The organism is Enterovibrio coralii (assembly GCF_001559595.1).
In the GTDB taxonomy this organism is placed as follows: Bacteria; Pseudomonadota; Gammaproteobacteria; order Enterobacterales; family Vibrionaceae; genus Enterovibrio; species Enterovibrio coralii.
Genome location: NZ_LNTY01000006.1, coordinates 505683 through 522904, shown reverse-complemented (window position 1 = coordinate 522904; position 17222 = coordinate 505683). Strand labels below are relative to the sequence as shown.

Annotated in this window: 21 protein-coding genes; 13 read left to right on the top strand and 8 right to left on the bottom strand. The window is 45.7% G+C overall.

The window, feature by feature from the left end:
- Nucleotides 1-41 precede the first annotated feature (41 nt).
- Nucleotides 42-242 (bottom strand): type 2 periplasmic-binding domain-containing protein, encoded by a 201-nt coding sequence (locus tag ATN88_RS26625; RefSeq protein WP_067411342.1) that lies wholly within the window; start codon nucleotides 240-242, stop codon nucleotides 42-44.
- Nucleotides 239-859 carry a substrate-binding domain-containing protein gene (locus tag ATN88_RS03160; protein WP_067411338.1) on the bottom strand — a complete coding sequence of 207 codons (621 nt, stop codon included), beginning with the start codon at nucleotides 857-859 and terminating at the stop codon, nucleotides 239-241. Before ATN88_RS03160 ends, ATN88_RS26625 begins: the two co-directional genes overlap by 4 nt.
- 296 nt (nucleotides 860-1155) lie before the next feature.
- Here ATN88_RS03160 and ATN88_RS03155 point away from each other — a divergent pair, with 296 nt between their 5' ends.
- Both ATN88_RS03155 and viaA read left to right on the top strand, forming a co-directional pair.
- Nucleotides 1156-2790 carry an AAA family ATPase gene (locus ATN88_RS03155; RefSeq protein ID WP_198158322.1) on the top strand — a complete coding sequence of 545 codons (1635 nt, stop codon included), beginning with the start codon at nucleotides 1156-1158 and terminating at the stop codon, nucleotides 2788-2790.
- A gap of 9 nt (nucleotides 2791-2799) precedes the next feature.
- Nucleotides 2800-4248: an ATPase RavA stimulator ViaA gene (gene viaA, locus ATN88_RS03150; RefSeq protein WP_067411332.1), complete on the top strand. Its 1449-nt coding sequence runs from the start codon at nucleotides 2800-2802 to the stop codon at nucleotides 4246-4248.
- Between the two features lie 80 nt (nucleotides 4249-4328).
- Here viaA and ATN88_RS03145 read toward each other — a convergent pair whose 3' ends face one another.
- The 4 genes from ATN88_RS03145 to ATN88_RS03130 all read right to left on the bottom strand — a co-directional run bounded on the left by ATN88_RS03145 (nucleotide 4329) and on the right by ATN88_RS03130 (nucleotide 7770).
- Nucleotides 4329-4946: a LysE family translocator gene (locus ATN88_RS03145; RefSeq protein WP_067411327.1), complete on the bottom strand. Its 618-nt coding sequence runs from the start codon at nucleotides 4944-4946 to the stop codon at nucleotides 4329-4331.
- A 135-nt stretch (nucleotides 4947-5081) separates the two neighbouring features.
- Entirely contained in the window at nucleotides 5082-5876 is a 795-nt protein-coding gene (locus ATN88_RS03140) for an ABC transporter ATP-binding protein (protein WP_067411324.1), read from the bottom strand.
- Nucleotides 5873-6784 carry an ABC transporter permease gene (locus ATN88_RS03135; protein WP_067411321.1) on the bottom strand — a complete coding sequence of 304 codons (912 nt, stop codon included), beginning with the start codon at nucleotides 6782-6784 and terminating at the stop codon, nucleotides 5873-5875. The genes ATN88_RS03140 and ATN88_RS03135 overlap by 4 nt, the downstream gene beginning before the upstream one ends.
- A 17-nt stretch (nucleotides 6785-6801) precedes the next feature.
- Complete coding sequence (locus ATN88_RS03130; protein ID WP_067411317.1) at nucleotides 6802-7770, bottom strand: ABC transporter substrate-binding protein; 969 nt, start codon at nucleotides 7768-7770, stop codon at nucleotides 6802-6804.
- Nucleotides 7771-8523: 753 nt separating this feature from the next.
- Here ATN88_RS03130 and nhaD point away from each other — a divergent pair.
- The 9 genes from nhaD (at nucleotide 8524) to ATN88_RS03085 (ending at nucleotide 14738) form a co-directional block, all read left to right on the top strand.
- Nucleotides 8524-9945 carry a sodium:proton antiporter NhaD gene (gene nhaD, locus ATN88_RS03125; RefSeq protein WP_067411314.1) on the top strand — a complete coding sequence of 474 codons (1422 nt, stop codon included), beginning with the start codon at nucleotides 8524-8526 and terminating at the stop codon, nucleotides 9943-9945.
- A 123-nt stretch (nucleotides 9946-10068) separates the two neighbouring features.
- A complete protein-coding gene (locus ATN88_RS03120) occupies nucleotides 10069-10530 on the top strand; it encodes a dCMP deaminase family protein (protein ID WP_067411311.1) in 462 nt (153 codons plus the stop codon).
- Between the two features lie 81 nt (nucleotides 10531-10611).
- Nucleotides 10612-10890 carry a peptidylprolyl isomerase PpiC gene (gene ppiC / locus ATN88_RS03115; protein WP_067411308.1) on the top strand — a complete coding sequence of 93 codons (279 nt, stop codon included), beginning with the start codon at nucleotides 10612-10614 and terminating at the stop codon, nucleotides 10888-10890.
- Nucleotides 10891-11198: 308 nt separating this feature from the next.
- The gene (locus ATN88_RS03110; RefSeq protein ID WP_083539404.1) at nucleotides 11199-11675 is read left to right on the top strand and encodes an RDD family protein; all 477 of its coding nucleotides are present in this window, start codon (nucleotides 11199-11201) and stop codon (nucleotides 11673-11675) included.
- Nucleotides 11676-11801: 126 nt separating this feature from the next.
- Nucleotides 11802-12440: an HAD family hydrolase gene (locus ATN88_RS03105; RefSeq protein WP_067411303.1), complete on the top strand. Its 639-nt coding sequence runs from the start codon at nucleotides 11802-11804 to the stop codon at nucleotides 12438-12440.
- Between the two features lie 127 nt (nucleotides 12441-12567).
- Nucleotides 12568-13125 (top strand): hypothetical protein, encoded by a 558-nt coding sequence (locus tag ATN88_RS03100; RefSeq protein ID WP_067411299.1) that lies wholly within the window; start codon nucleotides 12568-12570, stop codon nucleotides 13123-13125.
- A 167-nt stretch (nucleotides 13126-13292) separates the two neighbouring features.
- On the top strand, nucleotides 13293-13643 hold the full coding sequence (locus tag ATN88_RS03095; protein ID WP_067411294.1) for a cupin domain-containing protein: 351 nt from the start codon (nucleotides 13293-13295) through the stop codon (nucleotides 13641-13643).
- A gap of 52 nt (nucleotides 13644-13695) precedes the next feature.
- Nucleotides 13696-14382: a DUF4336 domain-containing protein gene (locus ATN88_RS03090; protein WP_067411291.1), complete on the top strand. Its 687-nt coding sequence runs from the start codon at nucleotides 13696-13698 to the stop codon at nucleotides 14380-14382.
- A 56-nt stretch (nucleotides 14383-14438) separates the two neighbouring features.
- The gene (locus ATN88_RS03085) at nucleotides 14439-14738 is read left to right on the top strand and encodes a tautomerase family protein (protein WP_198158311.1); all 300 of its coding nucleotides are present in this window, start codon (nucleotides 14439-14441) and stop codon (nucleotides 14736-14738) included.
- Nucleotides 14739-14965: 227 nt separating this feature from the next.
- Here the strand turns inward: ATN88_RS03085 and ATN88_RS03080 are convergent, their stop codons facing one another.
- Together ATN88_RS03080 and ATN88_RS03075 are read right to left on the bottom strand one after the other, a co-directional pair.
- Nucleotides 14966-15391, bottom strand: a complete 426-nt coding sequence (locus ATN88_RS03080) for a DUF3069 domain-containing protein (protein ID WP_408607691.1) — start codon at nucleotides 15389-15391, stop codon at nucleotides 14966-14968.
- A 115-nt stretch (nucleotides 15392-15506) separates the two neighbouring features.
- Complete coding sequence (locus ATN88_RS03075) at nucleotides 15507-15935, bottom strand: bactofilin family protein (protein WP_067411284.1); 429 nt, start codon at nucleotides 15933-15935, stop codon at nucleotides 15507-15509.
- Between the two features lie 279 nt (nucleotides 15936-16214).
- Here ATN88_RS03075 and ATN88_RS03070 point away from each other — a divergent pair, with 279 nt between their 5' ends.
- Both ATN88_RS03070 and ATN88_RS03065 read left to right on the top strand, forming a co-directional pair.
- Entirely contained in the window at nucleotides 16215-16847 is a 633-nt protein-coding gene (locus tag ATN88_RS03070; protein ID WP_067411280.1) for a YceH family protein, read from the top strand.
- A 5-nt stretch (nucleotides 16848-16852) separates the two neighbouring features.
- On the top strand, nucleotides 16853-17218 hold the full coding sequence (locus ATN88_RS03065; RefSeq protein WP_083539403.1) for a GIY-YIG nuclease family protein: 366 nt from the start codon (nucleotides 16853-16855) through the stop codon (nucleotides 17216-17218).
- Nucleotides 17219-17222 lie beyond the last annotated feature (4 nt).

Below are 17222 nucleotides of genomic sequence, written 5' to 3'. Positions count from 1 at the left end.
AAATAGAAAAAGCCTTCTCGAAAGAAGGCTTTTTTTGTGGCTTATTGAATCGCAGGGATGAATCCCATTTTGCCCGTTAGCTTTTGCGATTTCGGGCTAAGCACATAATCCAAAAACTCTTGGCTTGTTTCAGACAGTTCGCCTTTCTTGTGCAAAAGCAGGAATGGGCGAGACAGCTTGTAGGTGCCATCTTCCATGTTTGCCAAGCTATAAGAAACGCCGTCTACCGCGACTGATTTCACTGTCGGTTCAATCGAACCGGCTGAAATATACCTACGGCATGAATGTTGTTGGAAACCAACGTTTTCACCATGCTGTTTGCGTTAACGACAAGCAGTGAAGGGCTGACGTCAGACACTTGTTCGCCTTTGTAAACGCGGGTTAAACCCATGAAAGTTTCAAAAGAATAACGTGAACCAGACGCCAGTTCGCGTGACACCACCGCGATTTCTCTGTCATCACCACCCACTTGATTCCAGTTAGTGATGTTACCGCGGTAGATCTTGGCGATTTGCTCAGATGTTAGGGATTTCACTGGGTTTTCTGGGTGAACAACCAGAGTCAGGCCATCGTAAGCGATAACGTGGGTTTCAAGGTCAGGCATGATTTCGGTGCTCTTCAGGTAGCGAGAACTCATCCCCAACTCAGAAATACCTTTGGTTACAGCAAGAATACCCGCTGACGATCCCGTCCCCTGAACTTCAACAATATCGCCGGTTTCTTTTTCATAATGCTCAGACAGAACATCGATTAAATAAGTGACTGATGTAGAGCCAGAAAGCGTCAATCTTTCTTCAGAAGCAGCGTTGGCGAAAGGAACAGCAAAACTGAGTGCCAGCGCAATTAAGCGAAACAACATATTTTCTCCATACTTATTATGAGGTGCCAAAAAGCTGGGAAATTTTATGACTGTAATATGACACTAATGTGATAGTGATTTTAATGACTTAGCGGAAAATCTTGAGAGGGGAATAGGGTATCGAAATCACTCTACATTTTTGAAAACTAAGGTTGAATGGTGGAGTCGGTCAAACTTGGGATGTTATACAGTATGTAAGAAGATATTAATGGTTACAATTTATTAACAATGTGATATGACATTAAATCATGTTGTTGATAAAGCAAATGGAGCGCAGCGTGACAAATAAAATTGCTATGTCGACGAACAACGTATTACTTCCCGAACGCATTCAGAAACTTGTTCACGCATTATCAAACGGTGTCTATGAACGGGAAAATACCATTCGTCTTTGCTTGCTGGCTGCGTTGAGTGGTGAGAGTGTTTTCCTGCTGGGGCCACCTGGCATTGCGAAAAGCTATATCGCGAAACGTTTAATCAAAGCATTTGATGACAGCCACTTCTTTGAATATTTAATGACCCGCTTCTCCACGCCTGAAGAAGTATTTGGACCGTTATCGATTCAAGAATTAAAAGACAACGGTAAATATGTTCGACTGACTGACGGTTACCTCCCTACCGCAGACGTCGTTTTCCTCGATGAAATCTGGAAAGCGGGTCCTGCAATTCTCAACACCCTTTTGACCGTCGTAAATGAGCGTGTATTCCGCAATGGCAGTGAAGTGTTGCCTGTTCCTATGCGATTGTTGGTCACGGCGTCCAACGAATTGCCCGAGCCAGACAGTGGCTTGGATGCGCTATATGATCGCATGCTGGTGCGCATTTTCGTTAACCGCATTCAAGAGAAGACCAACTTCAAGCGTTTGTTGGTTGGCGATGCTGTGGAACCTGAATTTGAAATGGACGCTTCCATCACAATCAAATCGGCAGAATATGAACGTTGGCAGCATCAAATTGATCAGGTTGCTCTGACAGATTCCGTCTTCGAGAAAATCTACGCGCTGAAAATGTTGCTCGAAGCAGAAGCCGAAAACGGTGGTCATTCGTTCCCGTCAGAAGAATTGTATGTCTCCGACCGTCGTTGGAAAAAAGCCGTTCGTTTGCTGAAAGCGAGTGCTTTCTTTAATGGCCGCAATGAAGTCAACCCTGTTGATTTGCTGCTCCTTCAAGAGTGTCTGTGGCATAGCCCTGAATCGCGTGAAGTGGTTAACGCTATTATGCGTCGCTTTGCCCAAGAGATTTGTTTTAACCAACAAGAAGCGTTGGCGGTTGCTGCTGAAGGCGGCGAAGACATTAAAGATCTAGCTGAAGAAATCAATGGTTCTCTTGGCCGCACCATGGACACCGAAGTGTCGATGCGCAAAGAGAAATACTTCGTGGATTTAAGCAACGCGCGTCGCTACAGCGTGAACATGTCGAAGAACCTCATCAAACTGGTCATGCTCGAAGCAAATCCCTCTGTTTCCGAGAAAGAAAAAGGTGATAGTCGCTGGGTTTACGTGGATGCCGCGGAGTTTGAAAAGAAAATCAAAACAGCCCCTTGCGATGTTTATGGCTACGTAAACAAGAACGAAAATCTCTGTGTACTAAAATTTGATGTAGACAGTGACAGACGTTTGCTGATCAAAGACATTGCCAACCGTCCTGTTCCTGTTGCGATAGCGGGTGTTGATGACAATGACGCCGAGGCGTTTACCCAATGGCAGGAGCGCAACGAAGCGGCGATCAAAAAGATCGACGAATCAAAGCATCTGATCCGATTGGCACGCACGCAGCTAAATGCAGCATTGCCACATCACTTTGCCAATTCAGAGTTGCTTGAACTCTTAGCGACCAGCATTACGGATGCTGAAGAAACACTTCAGCGCCAAACAACCAAGTTTGAGAAGAACGCTTTCCGTGTCCGCATGCTGCCAGAATACTTTCAATAAGGAGATGTTATGGTGAGTCCAGAATCCCTACATCTCGGAATGATGTTAGCTGAGACCGGCATGCTGGAGCATGCCGTGACAGAAGTAATGGCAAAACCACAACTGCTGGTTCTCACAGAGTCCAGCCCGAGTGCGCAAACGGCGGTTAGACGCCATATCAGAAAGTGGCGTCATTCGGTCAAGCGTCGTTTAAGCAATGACTGTATCACTGACGATTTGAAGCAAGAACTCAAGCTGTACCAAGAAGCGGTGCAAATGTCCCAAGAGACGTTTCTGGATAGCGCAAAAGGGATGATCAAACAGCTTGAAGGGAAGTCAGTATTCTATTTAGAAGCGCGCCGTTTGCTAGAGAAAAACATCGCGCAAGAAACACCGATGTTCCAAGCCTATTTCTGCAATAAATGGTATGAACACCTCGCCAGCTCTATCAAAGACGCTCAAAAGAAAGAGTTGGAAGCGCACAAAGACAAGCTTCTGAAAGAGCTCTATCAGCGCATTGAAACCTACAAAACGCTGGAAGATGTGCAAGAAGAAGGGAAGGTCGAAAAAGTCGGTAGGTTGTGGGATTTGGCCGCAGCCAAAGTAACACAAACAGACGTGGACCTTCTCAAGCAGTTCGTTGCTTTTCTAAAAGACAATCAAGACCTCCAAGACATTGCGCAAAAGCTCGGACGAATGGCGAATGATGTGGATGATCCGTCGCTGCAACGCTCGCCATCAGAAGAGTTGAAGCTGGTGGAAGAGCCTGCGGACAACGTCGCGGACGATATTGTCGGAATCCATCAAAGTGACCATTTGGAAAAGCTTGTTCCAAATGAAACGATCTACCTTGCTGAGCCTTCGCTGGAAATTTTGTTCTACAAGCATTTCGCCGATAAACGCTTGCTGACGTATCGCATGCAAGGCATGCAACGTACTTTACGTAAGGTGAAATCCTTCAAGCCGGAGAGCAAGAAAGTAGAAGTGGAGAAAGGACCATTTCTGATTTGTGTCGATGCGTCTGGTTCCATGAGTGGCTACCCAGAACAGTGCGCCAAAGCCATGGCTTACGCGCTCATGCAAATTGCGGTGCGTGAAGAGCGGGAATGTACTGTGATGATTTTCTCCACCGACCATATCAGTTATGAATTAACTGGCGAAGATGGGCTGAAAGAGGCGTTGAACTTCCTGTCATATTCTTTCCACGGTGGTACGGATTTGGCTCCTGTGCTGACGCATTCCATCAATTTGATGGGGACAGACAAATACCGTAACGCAGACTTGGTGGTGATCTCAGACTTTATCGCGCCAGAGCAGGAAAAGGACGTTCAGGAAAAAGTGGAGAAGCTGAAAGCGCAGCACAATCGATTCCATGCGCTGAACCTGTCTAAGTACGGAAACCCAGCCCTGATGCAGATGTTTGACCATGTCTGGGATTATCACCCGTCACTTATGGGTCGATTACTCAAACGTTTCTAACGGCTTTACTTTTACAGGCCTAGAAACGAAGAAAGCCCCGTCAACGCGGGGCTTTTTGCATCTGAACGCGTGTCGAAATGCTATTGTCTTTCGGACAGGGCGAGCTTCAATCCAAGCAGCGCAAAACTGCCCGCAAATGCGCGTTGCAGCATGGTCGTGACACGTTCTGAATTCAGCACATAATCCCTCACCGTGGCAGACAGCAATCCATAACCGACAAACACGACGAAGGTCATGGCCATGAAAATGCTGCCAAGCGCCAGCATCATAGGTGTCGGGTTAATGAGACTGCTTGGAATGAACTGAGGTAAGAAGGCCATAAAGAACAAGGTCAACTTAGGGTTTAATACATTGATCAGGCAACCACGCACCGCGATTCCCATCATAGTGTGGCTACTTTGTTCTTTTTTAACCGCCAACCCGCCGCTGTTTTTCCACATCGACCAAGCCATGTACAGAAGGTAAATCACACCAAGATATTTGATGAACTGAAAAGCGATGGCACTGGTGTGGATTAGAATCGCAAGGCCAGTGATACTTGCGATCATTGATGGCACGATGCCCACTGTGCATCCCATTGATGCCCAAATACTGGCTCGCGATCCAACAAACAATCCTGTCGAAATCGTGTACAACACGCCTGTGCCTGGGATAAGGACAACGACAAGCGAAGTGATAAGAAACTCCATCGATATCATTTGATTCCCTCTCTTTTCAGGTTTTTTCCTTGGTGTTTACTACATCCAAATAAGGTGTTTACTACATCCTAATAAAATGAAGAGAGCGACCCAAGTCGCTCTCTGTTTCGTCAATAAGATTCAATCACCCTCGGTTTAGCTAAGCAGCAAACTGTCGTCTGCAAGCTCTTCGCCACGAACCTTGCTGAACATTTCAAGCAGGTGAGGAACGTCCATGTTGGCGCGCTCTTCACCTTTCACATCCAATACGATTTGGCCTTGGTGCAACATCACAGTGCGATCACCACACGCTAGCGCATCTTTCATCGAGTGGGTCACCATCAACGCAGTGAGGCCAAACTCGGTGATGACCTTTTTAGTCAGGTCTATCACGAACGCTGCCATACGTGGGTCAAGTGCAGCCGTGTGCTCATCGAGCAGTAAAAGTTTGCTGTCGGAAAGCGTCGCCATGACCAAGCTCACCGCTTGACGTTGACCACCTGAAAGCAGGCCGATGCTGTCACCCAAACGATCTTCAAGCCCTAACCCCAGAATAGAAATGCGTTCTCTGAAGGTTTCACGACGCTTGTTTGACGTAGCTAAGCTCCAACCACGAATGCCACCACGTTTGAAAGCAAGGGCGAGGTTCTCTTCTATGGTGAGCGTTGCACATGTACCCGCAAGTGGGTCTTGGAATACGCGGGCTGCAAGTTTCGCACGTTGATGAACCGGTTGGCGTGTGACGTCGATATCATCAATCACGACCTTGCCGCCAATCATTGGTGTTTCGCCACTGATCGCGCCAAGCAGGGTAGATTTACCCGCGCCGTTTGAACCTATTACTGTCAGAAACTGATGTTCAGGAACAGTCAATGAGACTTTGCGCAGTGCGCGGTTCTCAAGCACGGTTCCTGGATTAAAGGTGACTTCAATGTCTTTCAATTCAATCATTTCGCCACCCCAGCTTCTTTCATCTTTTTCTTCTTCTGGTATTGCTCTCTTGCCTTCGGCGCGACCAGAGCCAGTGCCACAAGCAGGGCAGTGACCAAGTTCAGATCCGACGCTTTAAGACCGAACATGCCGGAGCTAAGTGCAAAGGCAACGGCGAGACGATAAAGCACGGAGCCGAGAATAACGGCAACAACGGCAACCCATACCTTACGACCGGGGATCAGTGTCTGGCCCAAAATAACCGCGGCCAAACCAACCACAATCGTACCTACGCCTGATGTGACGTCTGCAAAGCTGTTAGTTTGCGCGAAAAGTGCGCCAGAGAATCCAACGAAGCCGTTAGACAGTGCCAAACCAAAGTAGGTATAGAACGCGGTGCTTGCGCCTTGTGCTCGCACCATACGTGCGTTAACGCCTGTTGCACGCAGACCTAAGCCAAAGTCACTGTTAAGTAGACGAACGACAAACCACGCACTGAGAACCACCAAAATAAACACCACTAATGGGCGGGCGTAAACAGGGTCTATACCCATGTTTTCAAATGGCGTGAGAATGGTTTCTTCACCCAAAAGGGCAATGTTTGGGCGACCCATAATGCGGATGTTAATAGAGAACGCCGCAATCATGGTCAAAATACTGGAAAGCAGGTTCAGAATGCCGCACTTCACGGTAAGGAAGGCAGTGATCAATCCAGAAGCTGCACCAGCAAAAATGGCCGCAATGGTCGAGATCCAAGGATCAACGCCAGCCACAATCAGTGTGGCTGCAACAGCAGCTCCCATAGGGAAGCTGCCATCAACAGTCAGATCCGGAAAATCCAGAACTCGGAAGGTTAGATATACACCCAGTGCCACTAGGCCATAAACCAGACCTACTTCCAGCGTGCCAAAAAAGGCAATTGAGGTCATGTACTACTCCTAGTGAATTACTTTTCTACGGTTGTTGCGCGATCAAGCAGCGACTGAGGCACTGTGATACCCAGCTTCTGCGCCGCTTTTTGGTTGATTGCCAGATCAGAACCTACAGCGACTTTCGCTGGCAGATTGGCAACTTCTTCGCCTTTCAGCAAAGCAGCAACATAATCTGCGGTTTGAACACCGATTTGGTAGTAATCAAAGCCAAGCGCAGCAACAGCACCGTTTGGAATGTAAGAAGTTGCACCGCCGATAACAGGCTTACCAGCTTGGTTAGAGGCACCAACCAGTGCGTCAATCGCACTTGCTACTGTATTGTCCGTTGGCGCATAGATAGCATCTGCTTGAGACGCAACGATTTGCGCTGCTGATTGAACATCTGCACTTTTCAGTGCTGTACCTTCAACCACTTTCAGGCCTTGTGCGTCAGCCGCTTCACGAAGCAGTTCTACCAGCGCAACCGCGTTTGCTTCACCTGGGTTGTAAACCACACCGATAGATTTCATGTTTGGCAGCAGTTCTTTTGCCAGAGCAACGTGCTGAGCCACAGGCGACAAATCAGACAGACCTGTTACGTTTGCTTTTGGTTGCTCCATGTTTTTAATGAGCTTTGCGCCGACTGGGTCAGTAACAGCCGTAAAGACAACAGGGATAGATTTCGTCGCCGCAACGAGTGCTTGTGCAGATGGCGTTGCGATACCTACCAGTACGTCTGGCTTTTCACCGACATACTGACGCGCGATTTGGACGGCAATCGCTGGGTTGCCTTGCGCGGTTTGATAAGAGAAGTCGAGGTTTTCACCTTCAACATAACCGAGTTTTTTCAAGCCATCGACCAGACCTTGGCGCGTAGCATCGAGAGCAGGGTGCTCAACGATCTGTGAAACGGCTACTTTTGCGGTGTCTGCGCTGGCAGTAAAAGGCACAGTAAAAAGAGTGGCAGCACAGCATGCGGACATGATTAGTTTGGAAATTTTCATCGCTTTCTCCCTGATGAGTGACGTTGGGCTAAAAACACCCGACCGAATGTCACGTGTTAATCCATTGTTATATCCAAAAATTGACGTTAAATCAGGTAGTAATGTTGTAAAACAAGAGTATCTGTATTGCCTGATAACGCACTTACTGAACATTTATGCTGTTAACTTCATGAATAAACAACACTTTTATGTGTGGAGACTAATCCTAACCATATCTTGTCGCTAGTAGGTTTATCCGACTGATTAACAAAAAATGATTTTGATAGTAACAATTAAGGTTATAAAGCAGTGAATAATCTGTCACAAGGCCTTTACAGTCGAAAGATCGTCTTTTTGTAAGAAAGTTTGATCTACGATGGGTAACAGAAAAACAAATTACACTGTAAATCCTTTGTTGTTCAGAAAGGCGGGTAACAAGTTTCATGTGCCACTACCACTTTTACGCATTGAAATGAAAGATCCTTATCTCATTTAGTCTGATTGATGAGGGAAATATCGGGATCAATGTTGATGTTTGTGGGGTATGCCAGAAACCGAGAAGTTAGGCCTGTAATATTCTCAGTCAGCATCTATCATATGTGCCCAATTACTTCTCTCTGCATTTTTACGCATCAGGACGGATGCGACTCTTCTAAAAAATAACAACTTCATTGAGAGAAGGCTTTGGGGAAAATGCCGGCACCTCTGATTGCCGATTTTATGCCGAGCGATTTTTCCCATCGCAAAGGATATATTTCGCTTGGAGGCGCAAGAATGAAGCTACTAATGGCGCTTATGCTGCTGTTGCCGGGAACGGCATTGGCCGCAGGCGCAGGAAATCCCCTCGACCTCACCAACTCCGCAGTTGGTTATATCTCTCTGATAATCTTCGTAGCCGCTTATGCGCTCGTCATGTTGGAAGAGCAAATCCACCTACGTAAATCTAAACCTGTTCTGCTAGCAGCAGGCCTCATTTGGTTGATGCTTGGTTTTGTCTACTCGAATGCGGGTCAGATAGAAGTCGCCCAATACGCTATTGAACACAACCTGTTGGAATACGCTGAGTTGATGCTGTTCCTGCTGGTGGCGATGACCTATATCTCCGCTATGGAAGAAAGGCGTCTTTTTGATGCTTTGAAAGCGTGGATCGTCGGAAAAGGGTACGATCTTCGTCAGCTGTTTTGGATCACGGGTTGGCTTTCCTTCTTTATATCACCTATCGCCGACAACCTGACTACGGCCTTATTGATGTGCACTGTTGTGATGAAAATTGGGGGTAACAACCCGAGATTCGTCAACATTGCTTGTGTGAACATCGTTGTTGCAGCCAACGCAGGCGGTGCATTTAGTCCATTTGGTGATATCACAACGCTGATGGTTTGGCAGGCGGGTATTGTGGAGTTCACACAATTCGGAGCATTGTTTGTACCTTCAGTGGTGAACTACGTGATTCCCGCTTTCATCATGGCACTGTTTATTCCTAAAGAGCAGCCAGATGTTGTGCAAGAGTTCGTGGAACTGAAAAGGGGCGCAAGACGCATCGTGGTGCTGTTCCTGTTCACTATTTTGACCGCTGTAGGTTTCCACGGTTTGGTTCACTTCCCGCCAGTTATCGGCATGATGATGGGCTTGGCTTACTTGCAGTTCTTCGGTTTCTTCCTGCGCAAGACGCTGCCAAACTCGCTGGCACGTAAACGCGCGTTAGCACAGGCCAAGAATGATGAAGGGGCATTGAAGCGTTTAGGTTCCGTGGTACCGTTCGATGTATTCAGAAGGGTGTCGCATGCCGAGTGGGATACCTTGCTGTTCTTCTACGGCGTTGTGATGTGTGTGGGTGGCTTAAGCCTGATTGGTTACCTATCCACGGTTTCGAACGTGATGTACCTGCAATGGGACCCGATTTGGGCGAACACGCTCGTGGGTATTCTCTCCGCGCTGGTGGATAACATCCCTGTGATGTTTGCGGTATTGACCATGCAGCCTGATATGTCTTTGGGTAACTGGCTTCTGGTTACACTCACGGCAGGTGTCGGCGGCAGCTTGTTGTCACTGGGCTCCGCGGCTGGTGTGGCTCTGATGGGACAGGCGAGAGGCATGTACACCTTCTTTGGCCACCTCAAATGGGCTCCGGTTATCTTTATCGGTTACGTGGCATCGATTCTCTGCCACTTGTGGCTGAACGCCGGCGCGTTCTAAGCGCAAATCATCGAGACCAAACAGAAGAGAGCGGTAATTGCCGCTCTCTTTTTTTGTTGAGCATTTGTGCACACTTCTGCAAAATAGTCACAAGTATTTATTGGGTAACACATTGGAAACACGATGATCTCGAAGTGGGCAGTACGTTTTTATCAAATGGCAGAACTGGTAGGCTCTTGGAGTAAAGACCCTTCAACACAAGTCGGTGCGGTAATTACAAAAGGTAAACGCATCGTGTCGGTTGGATTTAATGGTTACCCACACGGTATTTCTGACAGCGCAGATATCGATGACCGCGACATGAAGTTGTTAAAAACCCTTCATGCAGAAGAGAATGCCATCTTGTTTGCGAAGCGCGATTTGGAAGGCTGTGAGATTTGGGTAACGCATTTCCCTTGCCCAAACTGTGCGGCGAAAATCATTCAAACTGGCATTTCACAGGTTTACTGCCCAGAGCAAAGTGAAGACTTCTTGTCTCGTTGGGGCGAGAAAATCAAAATCAGCGCAGATATGTTCTCTCAAGCGGGTGTAGAAGTGCATTGGTTACCACTGGCTGAACTGCCGCCAAAGTGCGAGACAGAATAAGCTGAAAATAGGCTTTCGTGGTTTCAACGAAATCTCTATAATCGGCAGCCTTATTGAACACAGCAGTAGGAAGGTAGCAACATGGCTAGCACTGCACACGCGCTGCACATCTTGGTGAAACACCAAAATCAGGCTGAAGATATTATTCAGCAACTGAAAAAAGGCGCAAAATTTCAAACTCTTGCGAAGAAGTACTCAACTTGTCCTTCTGGCAAACGTGGCGGCGATTTGGGTGAATTCCGCCGCGGTCAAATGGTGCCACAGTTCGACAAAGTGTGCTTCACAGGCGAAGTCCTAACACCGCATCTGGTTAAAACCAAATTCGGTTGGCACGTGGTAAAAGTGCTCTACAGAACCTAATCAAAATGATTTAAAAATGAGGTGACAATGTCACCTCATTTTTTTTCTGTTTTTCGTACTAACCAAGCGCGGCACTGCAACTCTGAGCACTTGAATTTTTGTGTATTTGAACTGAGTAAAGTAACTGTGATGTGCAAACAGTAAATAATCGCGCCTTTTCAGTACAACATGTCCGATTTCTCCCATTTAGATCGCAACTAAAAAACCTTATCTTCTGATTTAAAACAGCGATATGGTAGTTTCCTGAAAGCACGGACTAAACAGGTAAGTTGCACGCTAATAAGTGGTTAGCTACAGGGAAGTATGCTATGGAAAAAAAAGAGCCAAACTTGGGAAGCTTTTCTGGTTCTACCGAGGAGCTTTCCGGGAAACAAGAAGGGGGTCCATTTGAAACACCAGACTTTTCGATAGCACCTCTTCGATATAGATTTTTAGCACAAATGGTAGATTCACTAATCAGTGGACTGATTTTTATCGGTGTTTTTTACGTTTTAAGTGAAGCTAAATTAGATACAGAAAGCATTCGAATATATTCACTAGCTTTTGCTGTATCTTATTATCTTTTGAGTGATTCATTACCAAAGGGGAGAAGTTTGGGGAAGTGGATTTTTAAGATCTCAGTTATTGACAAAAAAACAGGAGCATATTGCTCATTGGTCCAATCGCTCTTTAGAAACCTCCTTTGTATTACTCTTGGGTTCATAGATTCAGCATTTATTTTGGGAAAAAAGAGAAGACGTTTGGGCGATTTGTTAGCGAGAACTATTGTCATAAAAGATAGATAACAAGGTCACGAGCGGGACACCTTGCAATCTCGAAGCACTTAGAAAGTGGCGTGAATACGTAGGGTTGGGCTCGTTCAGTGCGTCCTTATGCCCGTTATCATAACGTTGTAGAGTAAATGGAATCTTATGAATCATGTGATGTTAGATATTGATGGGACCTTGATACAGTCATATGAGTTCGATGAGAAATGCTTTATCGACGCCGTCAGAGAAGTTACTGGTTTGGAGCTAAAAGCAGATTGGGAAAACTACCCTCATGTCACTGACAGAGGCATTTTAAAAACCTTCATTTCAAGACAAGCTCCTCATTACTCGCTGAGCGAGTTAGAAAAAGCGGTAAAGCCCGTGTTTACCCGCAACATTCAAAAAACGATTGATAGTGAACCCGCCTTAGAAGTGGGTGGGGCAATAGAATTCGTTTCATATCTACGTAAAAGCAAAGAACATCTAGTGTCAGTTGCCACAGGTGGCTGGGGTGAAACGGCGAAGCTTAAACTTGAGTCAGCAGGGTTTGAAACGGACGGACTAATTCTCGCTTCATCAAACGACCATCATTCCAGAATTGAAATTATGAATACCGCCCGTCTTCAAGCGGATTCAACGGGGCTGGTCCCTGTTACCTATTTTGGTGATGCAGCATGGGATGTGAAAGCCTGTGAGACTTTAGGCGTCAACCTTGTCGTAGTTGGTAACAGAGTTAAGCATCATCAGCAAATTAAAGATTTCGCGCCGTTAGAGCGTGTGTTGGACTTCGTTGACAAGTAGTCGAGTATGTTGCTTTCTAAGATTAAGGCTGTGAACTGATGCTTTGTCAATTCAACAACTTTTCAAAGTATTGTGAATTCAATGGATAGCTCCGTACGCACCCATTATCTCCACGATAGGGCTACAAATGAATAATAAAAGTGTTATAGCTTTTGTCTTAGTATACCTATTGGTGGGGTACATATTAGCAATACAACCTTATGATATGTCGAGAGAGTATTTTGACCTCATCGTCTATCAATTCCTTCCAGTGATTACAGTTAGTTACGTGTTTTTAATTGTTTTTGGAAAGGTTGGACGTGAAAAGTTATGGGTTCTACAAACTAAGGAGTTGGATAAAGACTTTGGCTTCAATAAATGGCAGGTTTTACTTTTTAGTGGGATCATGGCATATCCGGTGTTTGCAATCCTGCTACAACCAATTTACCAAGCACCAAAAATGCTAACTTATCTTACTGGTAATGAGGTTTGTTATACGGGTCAAGCTATTAGTGTACGTGATAACGTTAAAAAGATGCCTTACTTAAACGAGTTAGCAATCAGAAACGCAAGCACAGAAATCGAGTTTTATTTTAGTGAAAGTAGATTGCTAGACGCTGAAGTCAGTGTTGGTAGTAGTATTGTAGTGTGTGGTAAACAAGACTGGTTTGGGTTGTACGTAAATAGCGTATCTCTCGCGAAATAATTAAATGTAGAAAAGGATAAACCGAGCGTTTACTTGTGACAGGCTCTTTCAATAAACGCTGTAATTTGGGTGTTGCAAGAAGTTAGCTTTTGTATACGTCCGTGATTCAATCATCAGAATACTCAGCCAATATGCAAAAGACTATTCAGAAAAGGAGTTCAGAATAGATGATACGTAACTTTTATACTTGCGATAAAGAAGCCGTCGAGAAAAGCCATGATGGCGAAGGTGTGATTGATATCTATCGTGCTTTTAGGCGAAAAGATTTCAAAGGCGCTTGGGATTTCGCGATTCGTGTGGTTATGCCACCAGGTACCTCAATGGGTGAACATACTCATGAAGATGATGAAGAAATGTATATCATTTTGAAAGGTGAGGGTACTATGAGTATTGAGGGTGAAGAAAGACAAGTGACTGCCGGAGACATGATAGTCAATAAACCCTTTGGTACCCACAGCTTGGTGAACACTTCGGAAAACGACATTGAATTGCTGATCATTCAAGCAAGCCTGAAATAAATACCAACAAAGCAATCAGTTTGGAATTCTAACCACCTTTTACTGGTGAAGCATGGAAAAACTTTCTGAAGACATCTGGCTATTTGAAGGACACTCTGTGCAGTTTATGGGGTTGCCTTTTTCAACGCGTATGACGGTCGTTCGCCTGTCAAATGGTGACCTTTGGATTCACAGTCCAATTAGTTTATCTGAAACACTGCAAGAGCAAGTTGAACGTTTAGGGCAGGTCAAATACCTGATTGCACCCAACCATCTTCACCACTTGTTTTTACCCGACTGGATTTCAGTTTATCCAGATGCTGAATTGTATGGCACCAAGGAAGTCATTAAAAAACGTCGAGACCTAGTGTTTACGGGGTCTTTGAATGATTCGCACAATTGGGCTTGGGGTTCTGACATCGATCAAGAGTTGTTTTCTGGTTCGCCTTTGATGGAAGAGTGCGTGTTTTTCCATAAAGGGTCTAGAACCTTGATTGTCGCCGATTTGGTTGAAAACTTCTCTGGTAAAGAATTCAACTATTGGCAACGGGTTGTCGCAAAAGGTGTGGGGATCCTCGCACCAAATGGAAAAATGCCTTTAGACTGGCGTTTGAGCTTTATGTTTGGCAAGAATGACGCTCGACGTCATTTGGATCGTCTGTTAGCGTGGGAGCTAGATAGATTAGTCATGTCGCACGGTGAAATTGTCAAAGAAGACGCTAAGACGTTTTTAGTTCGTTCTTTTGAATGGTTAGTATGAGTCATCCCTGAAGTTTTTGGGTTGCTTACGGCGACGTCAATTAACAAGGAGTGCCTATGCCCAGCGTGATCATTGAAGTACGACAGCAATACAGCCAAGAAACCGAAGTCAAAATTATCGATGCCGTATTCAGTGCGCTCGTTGAGCACTTTAAGATTTTCTCGCATGACAGAAATGTTCGCTTATTGGTGCATGAACCTCATCGATTTCAGTGTCCGCCTGAAAAGGCTTTTCCAGAGCTATATACGCACATCAGCATTGATTGTTTTGCGGGGCGGTCAATAGACGCTAAACGGAATCTCTACAAAGGGATCGTTGGCAACCTTTCGCATCTTGCATTCCCGCAGACCATATAAAAATTCTGTTGCGTGAGATTGAGCCTAAAAACTGGGGAATCATGGGTGGTCAAGCGGGCTGTGACGTCGACTTAGGATTTGATTTGAACGTGTAAGCATTCGGTCAACTTTTGATTTTTTATCCAATCACGATTCATTGTTTATCGCTGATGCTTAACCAAAAATTCAGAATAAAAAAAGAGGCGACTATGTCGCCTCTTTTTTTCAACCAGAAACTGCAGTAACAGTTACTTAGTGAAGATCTCGCGGAACTCACGCTTCATCGCTGGCTTCAGGCGTGCTTGCTTCAGTTGCTTCGCCAGGTCTTTCACGCAGTTGTGCAGAAGTTTGTCCAGCAGACCCGCTTTGTAGTCAGCCGTTTGCTCTTCAGTCAGGTCGTCGAATTTCATGTCTTGAGTTTCTTGCATGAAATCCAAACCAGCATAGCTTTGGCTTAGGCTAACCAGTGCGTGGAACTGCTCGAAGTTGTCCAGAATGTTCTGTGCACTTGCTGGCAGTGAATCCCAAGTTTGACGAACGACGTCTTCAGACGCTTCGTGTACTGATGCCAGCATAGTGAATAGTTCAGCAGGCACTTGCTCGTACTTAATAACTTGCTGCAGTTCAGCAGACATATCTTCCAGCTTTACAGCTTCGATTTGTTGTTCAGACATCTTATTTATTCCTGATAACGCAAAACATTGCGCATCCTATAGTGCTAGGGCGCGAAGTCAACAGTATTAGGTTCTTACCTTTACTATTTGTCCACGTTTAAAGCACTAAAGAGGGTTATGCACTCGCTTGCGCTTTGTCGTCTTCTTTTGCGTTTGTTTCTGTTTTCTTGTTCTTTTCGTTTACCACTTTCAGAGCAGGCTCTTCTTTGATGACGTTTTCCCCCATCAAACAACCGCCTTTGGCGATAGTGAGTTGCTCACTCTGGATTTGGCCTTTCATTTTGCCGTTGCTCAGAATGTCTACTTCGCGTGCAACGCAAGTGCCTTCAACCAATCCGTTGATGGTAACGTGGTCTGCTCGAATGCTGCCTTTAAAATGGCCAGTAGAGGAGATAACAACATTACGCGCGTTGATGATAGAACCTTCGCCTTGGCCATCAAACTGGATGTCGCCTTCTAGATCGAAGTCACCGACGATGCGGCACTGTTTCGCGACTAAAGACATGGAGGTGTTAGAAGGTTTGCTCTTGCTAAACATTCCCATTTTACTACTTCTCCTTTCACTCTTTGGTTAGTGATATAGGCATGTAAATTTAAACACTTCGAATACTATCTGAAATAAAGTCAGCCGCGTGACAAAAATTTCACTCGTTGAGGCCAAATCACACGTCTGCGACAGCTTTGCATGCCTGCGTTCGGTAAATGGGTGAAAGATTAGACAATTGTGAGCATCTTTCTGGCAATTCCTAACAAGAGATATTGCTGAGACTCGATTGGGTTGCTATAACCTCGCGTTATAACGATCTAAGTTGAGGTATTAACTATGGCTATCGAATTAACCCCGAATGAAGCTCGAGTGATTGGATGTTTGCTTGAGAAGGAAGTCACCACTCCAGAACAATACCCGTTGACGCTGAACAGCCTGACGACCGCGGCAAACCAAAAAAGCAATCGCGAGCCGGTGCTGTCGCTTTCCGAAGCGGAAGTGTTGGACACGGTTGAGCTGCTAAAAGGCAAGCGAATGATCAGTGATGTGGAGGGCTTTGGTAGCCGTGTGACCAAGTACCAGCATCGTTTTTGTAATACCGAGTTCGGTTCGCTGCAATTTAGCGAGCAGGAAAAAGGCATTATCTGTGTCATGTTACTTCGCGGCCCGCAAACGCCAGGTGAACTGCGCACGCGCACGAACCGTTTGTGTGAGTTTGCCGATGTGCGAGAAGTGGAGTCTGTGCTGGCGAAGATGATTGAAAAAGGCCACGTTGCTCAACTGCCACGTGAGCCGGGTAAACGTGAAAGTCGTTATGCCCATTTGTTTGGTTCAGAGGATTTTGATGTCGTCGCCGAGCCAACAGTTTCTCATGCTGTTGAAGATTCAGGTTTAGCTGCGCGCGTTGAAGCGTTAGAAGCGGAAGTGGCGGAGCTGAAAGCCCTGGTCAACGAATTGATTGGCAACTAGCGGTAATGAGTATCCAAGACAAGGAAGCCTTGTCTGACGCCTGTGTTGGGTCTGAGTCTCCATCAGACCCAAAAGATGATGCCAAATGGCATGTATATTTGATTCGTACCAATGACAATGCATTATATTGCGGCGTTACAATAGACGTGGCGCGTCGATTCGACGAACACCAGAAGAATGGTACGAAAACTGCAAAGTATTTAAGAGGCAAACAGCCGCTTTCGTTGGCATGGACGCAAGAGATAGGGACAAAGCAACAAGCGATGTCCTTAGAATGGAAAATAAAGCGTCTGGCCAAAAAAGATAAAGAGCGTCTCTGCAATGACAGTGGTTTTGCTCAGGTCTTTATCAACGACAACATTAAATTTTAGGGTT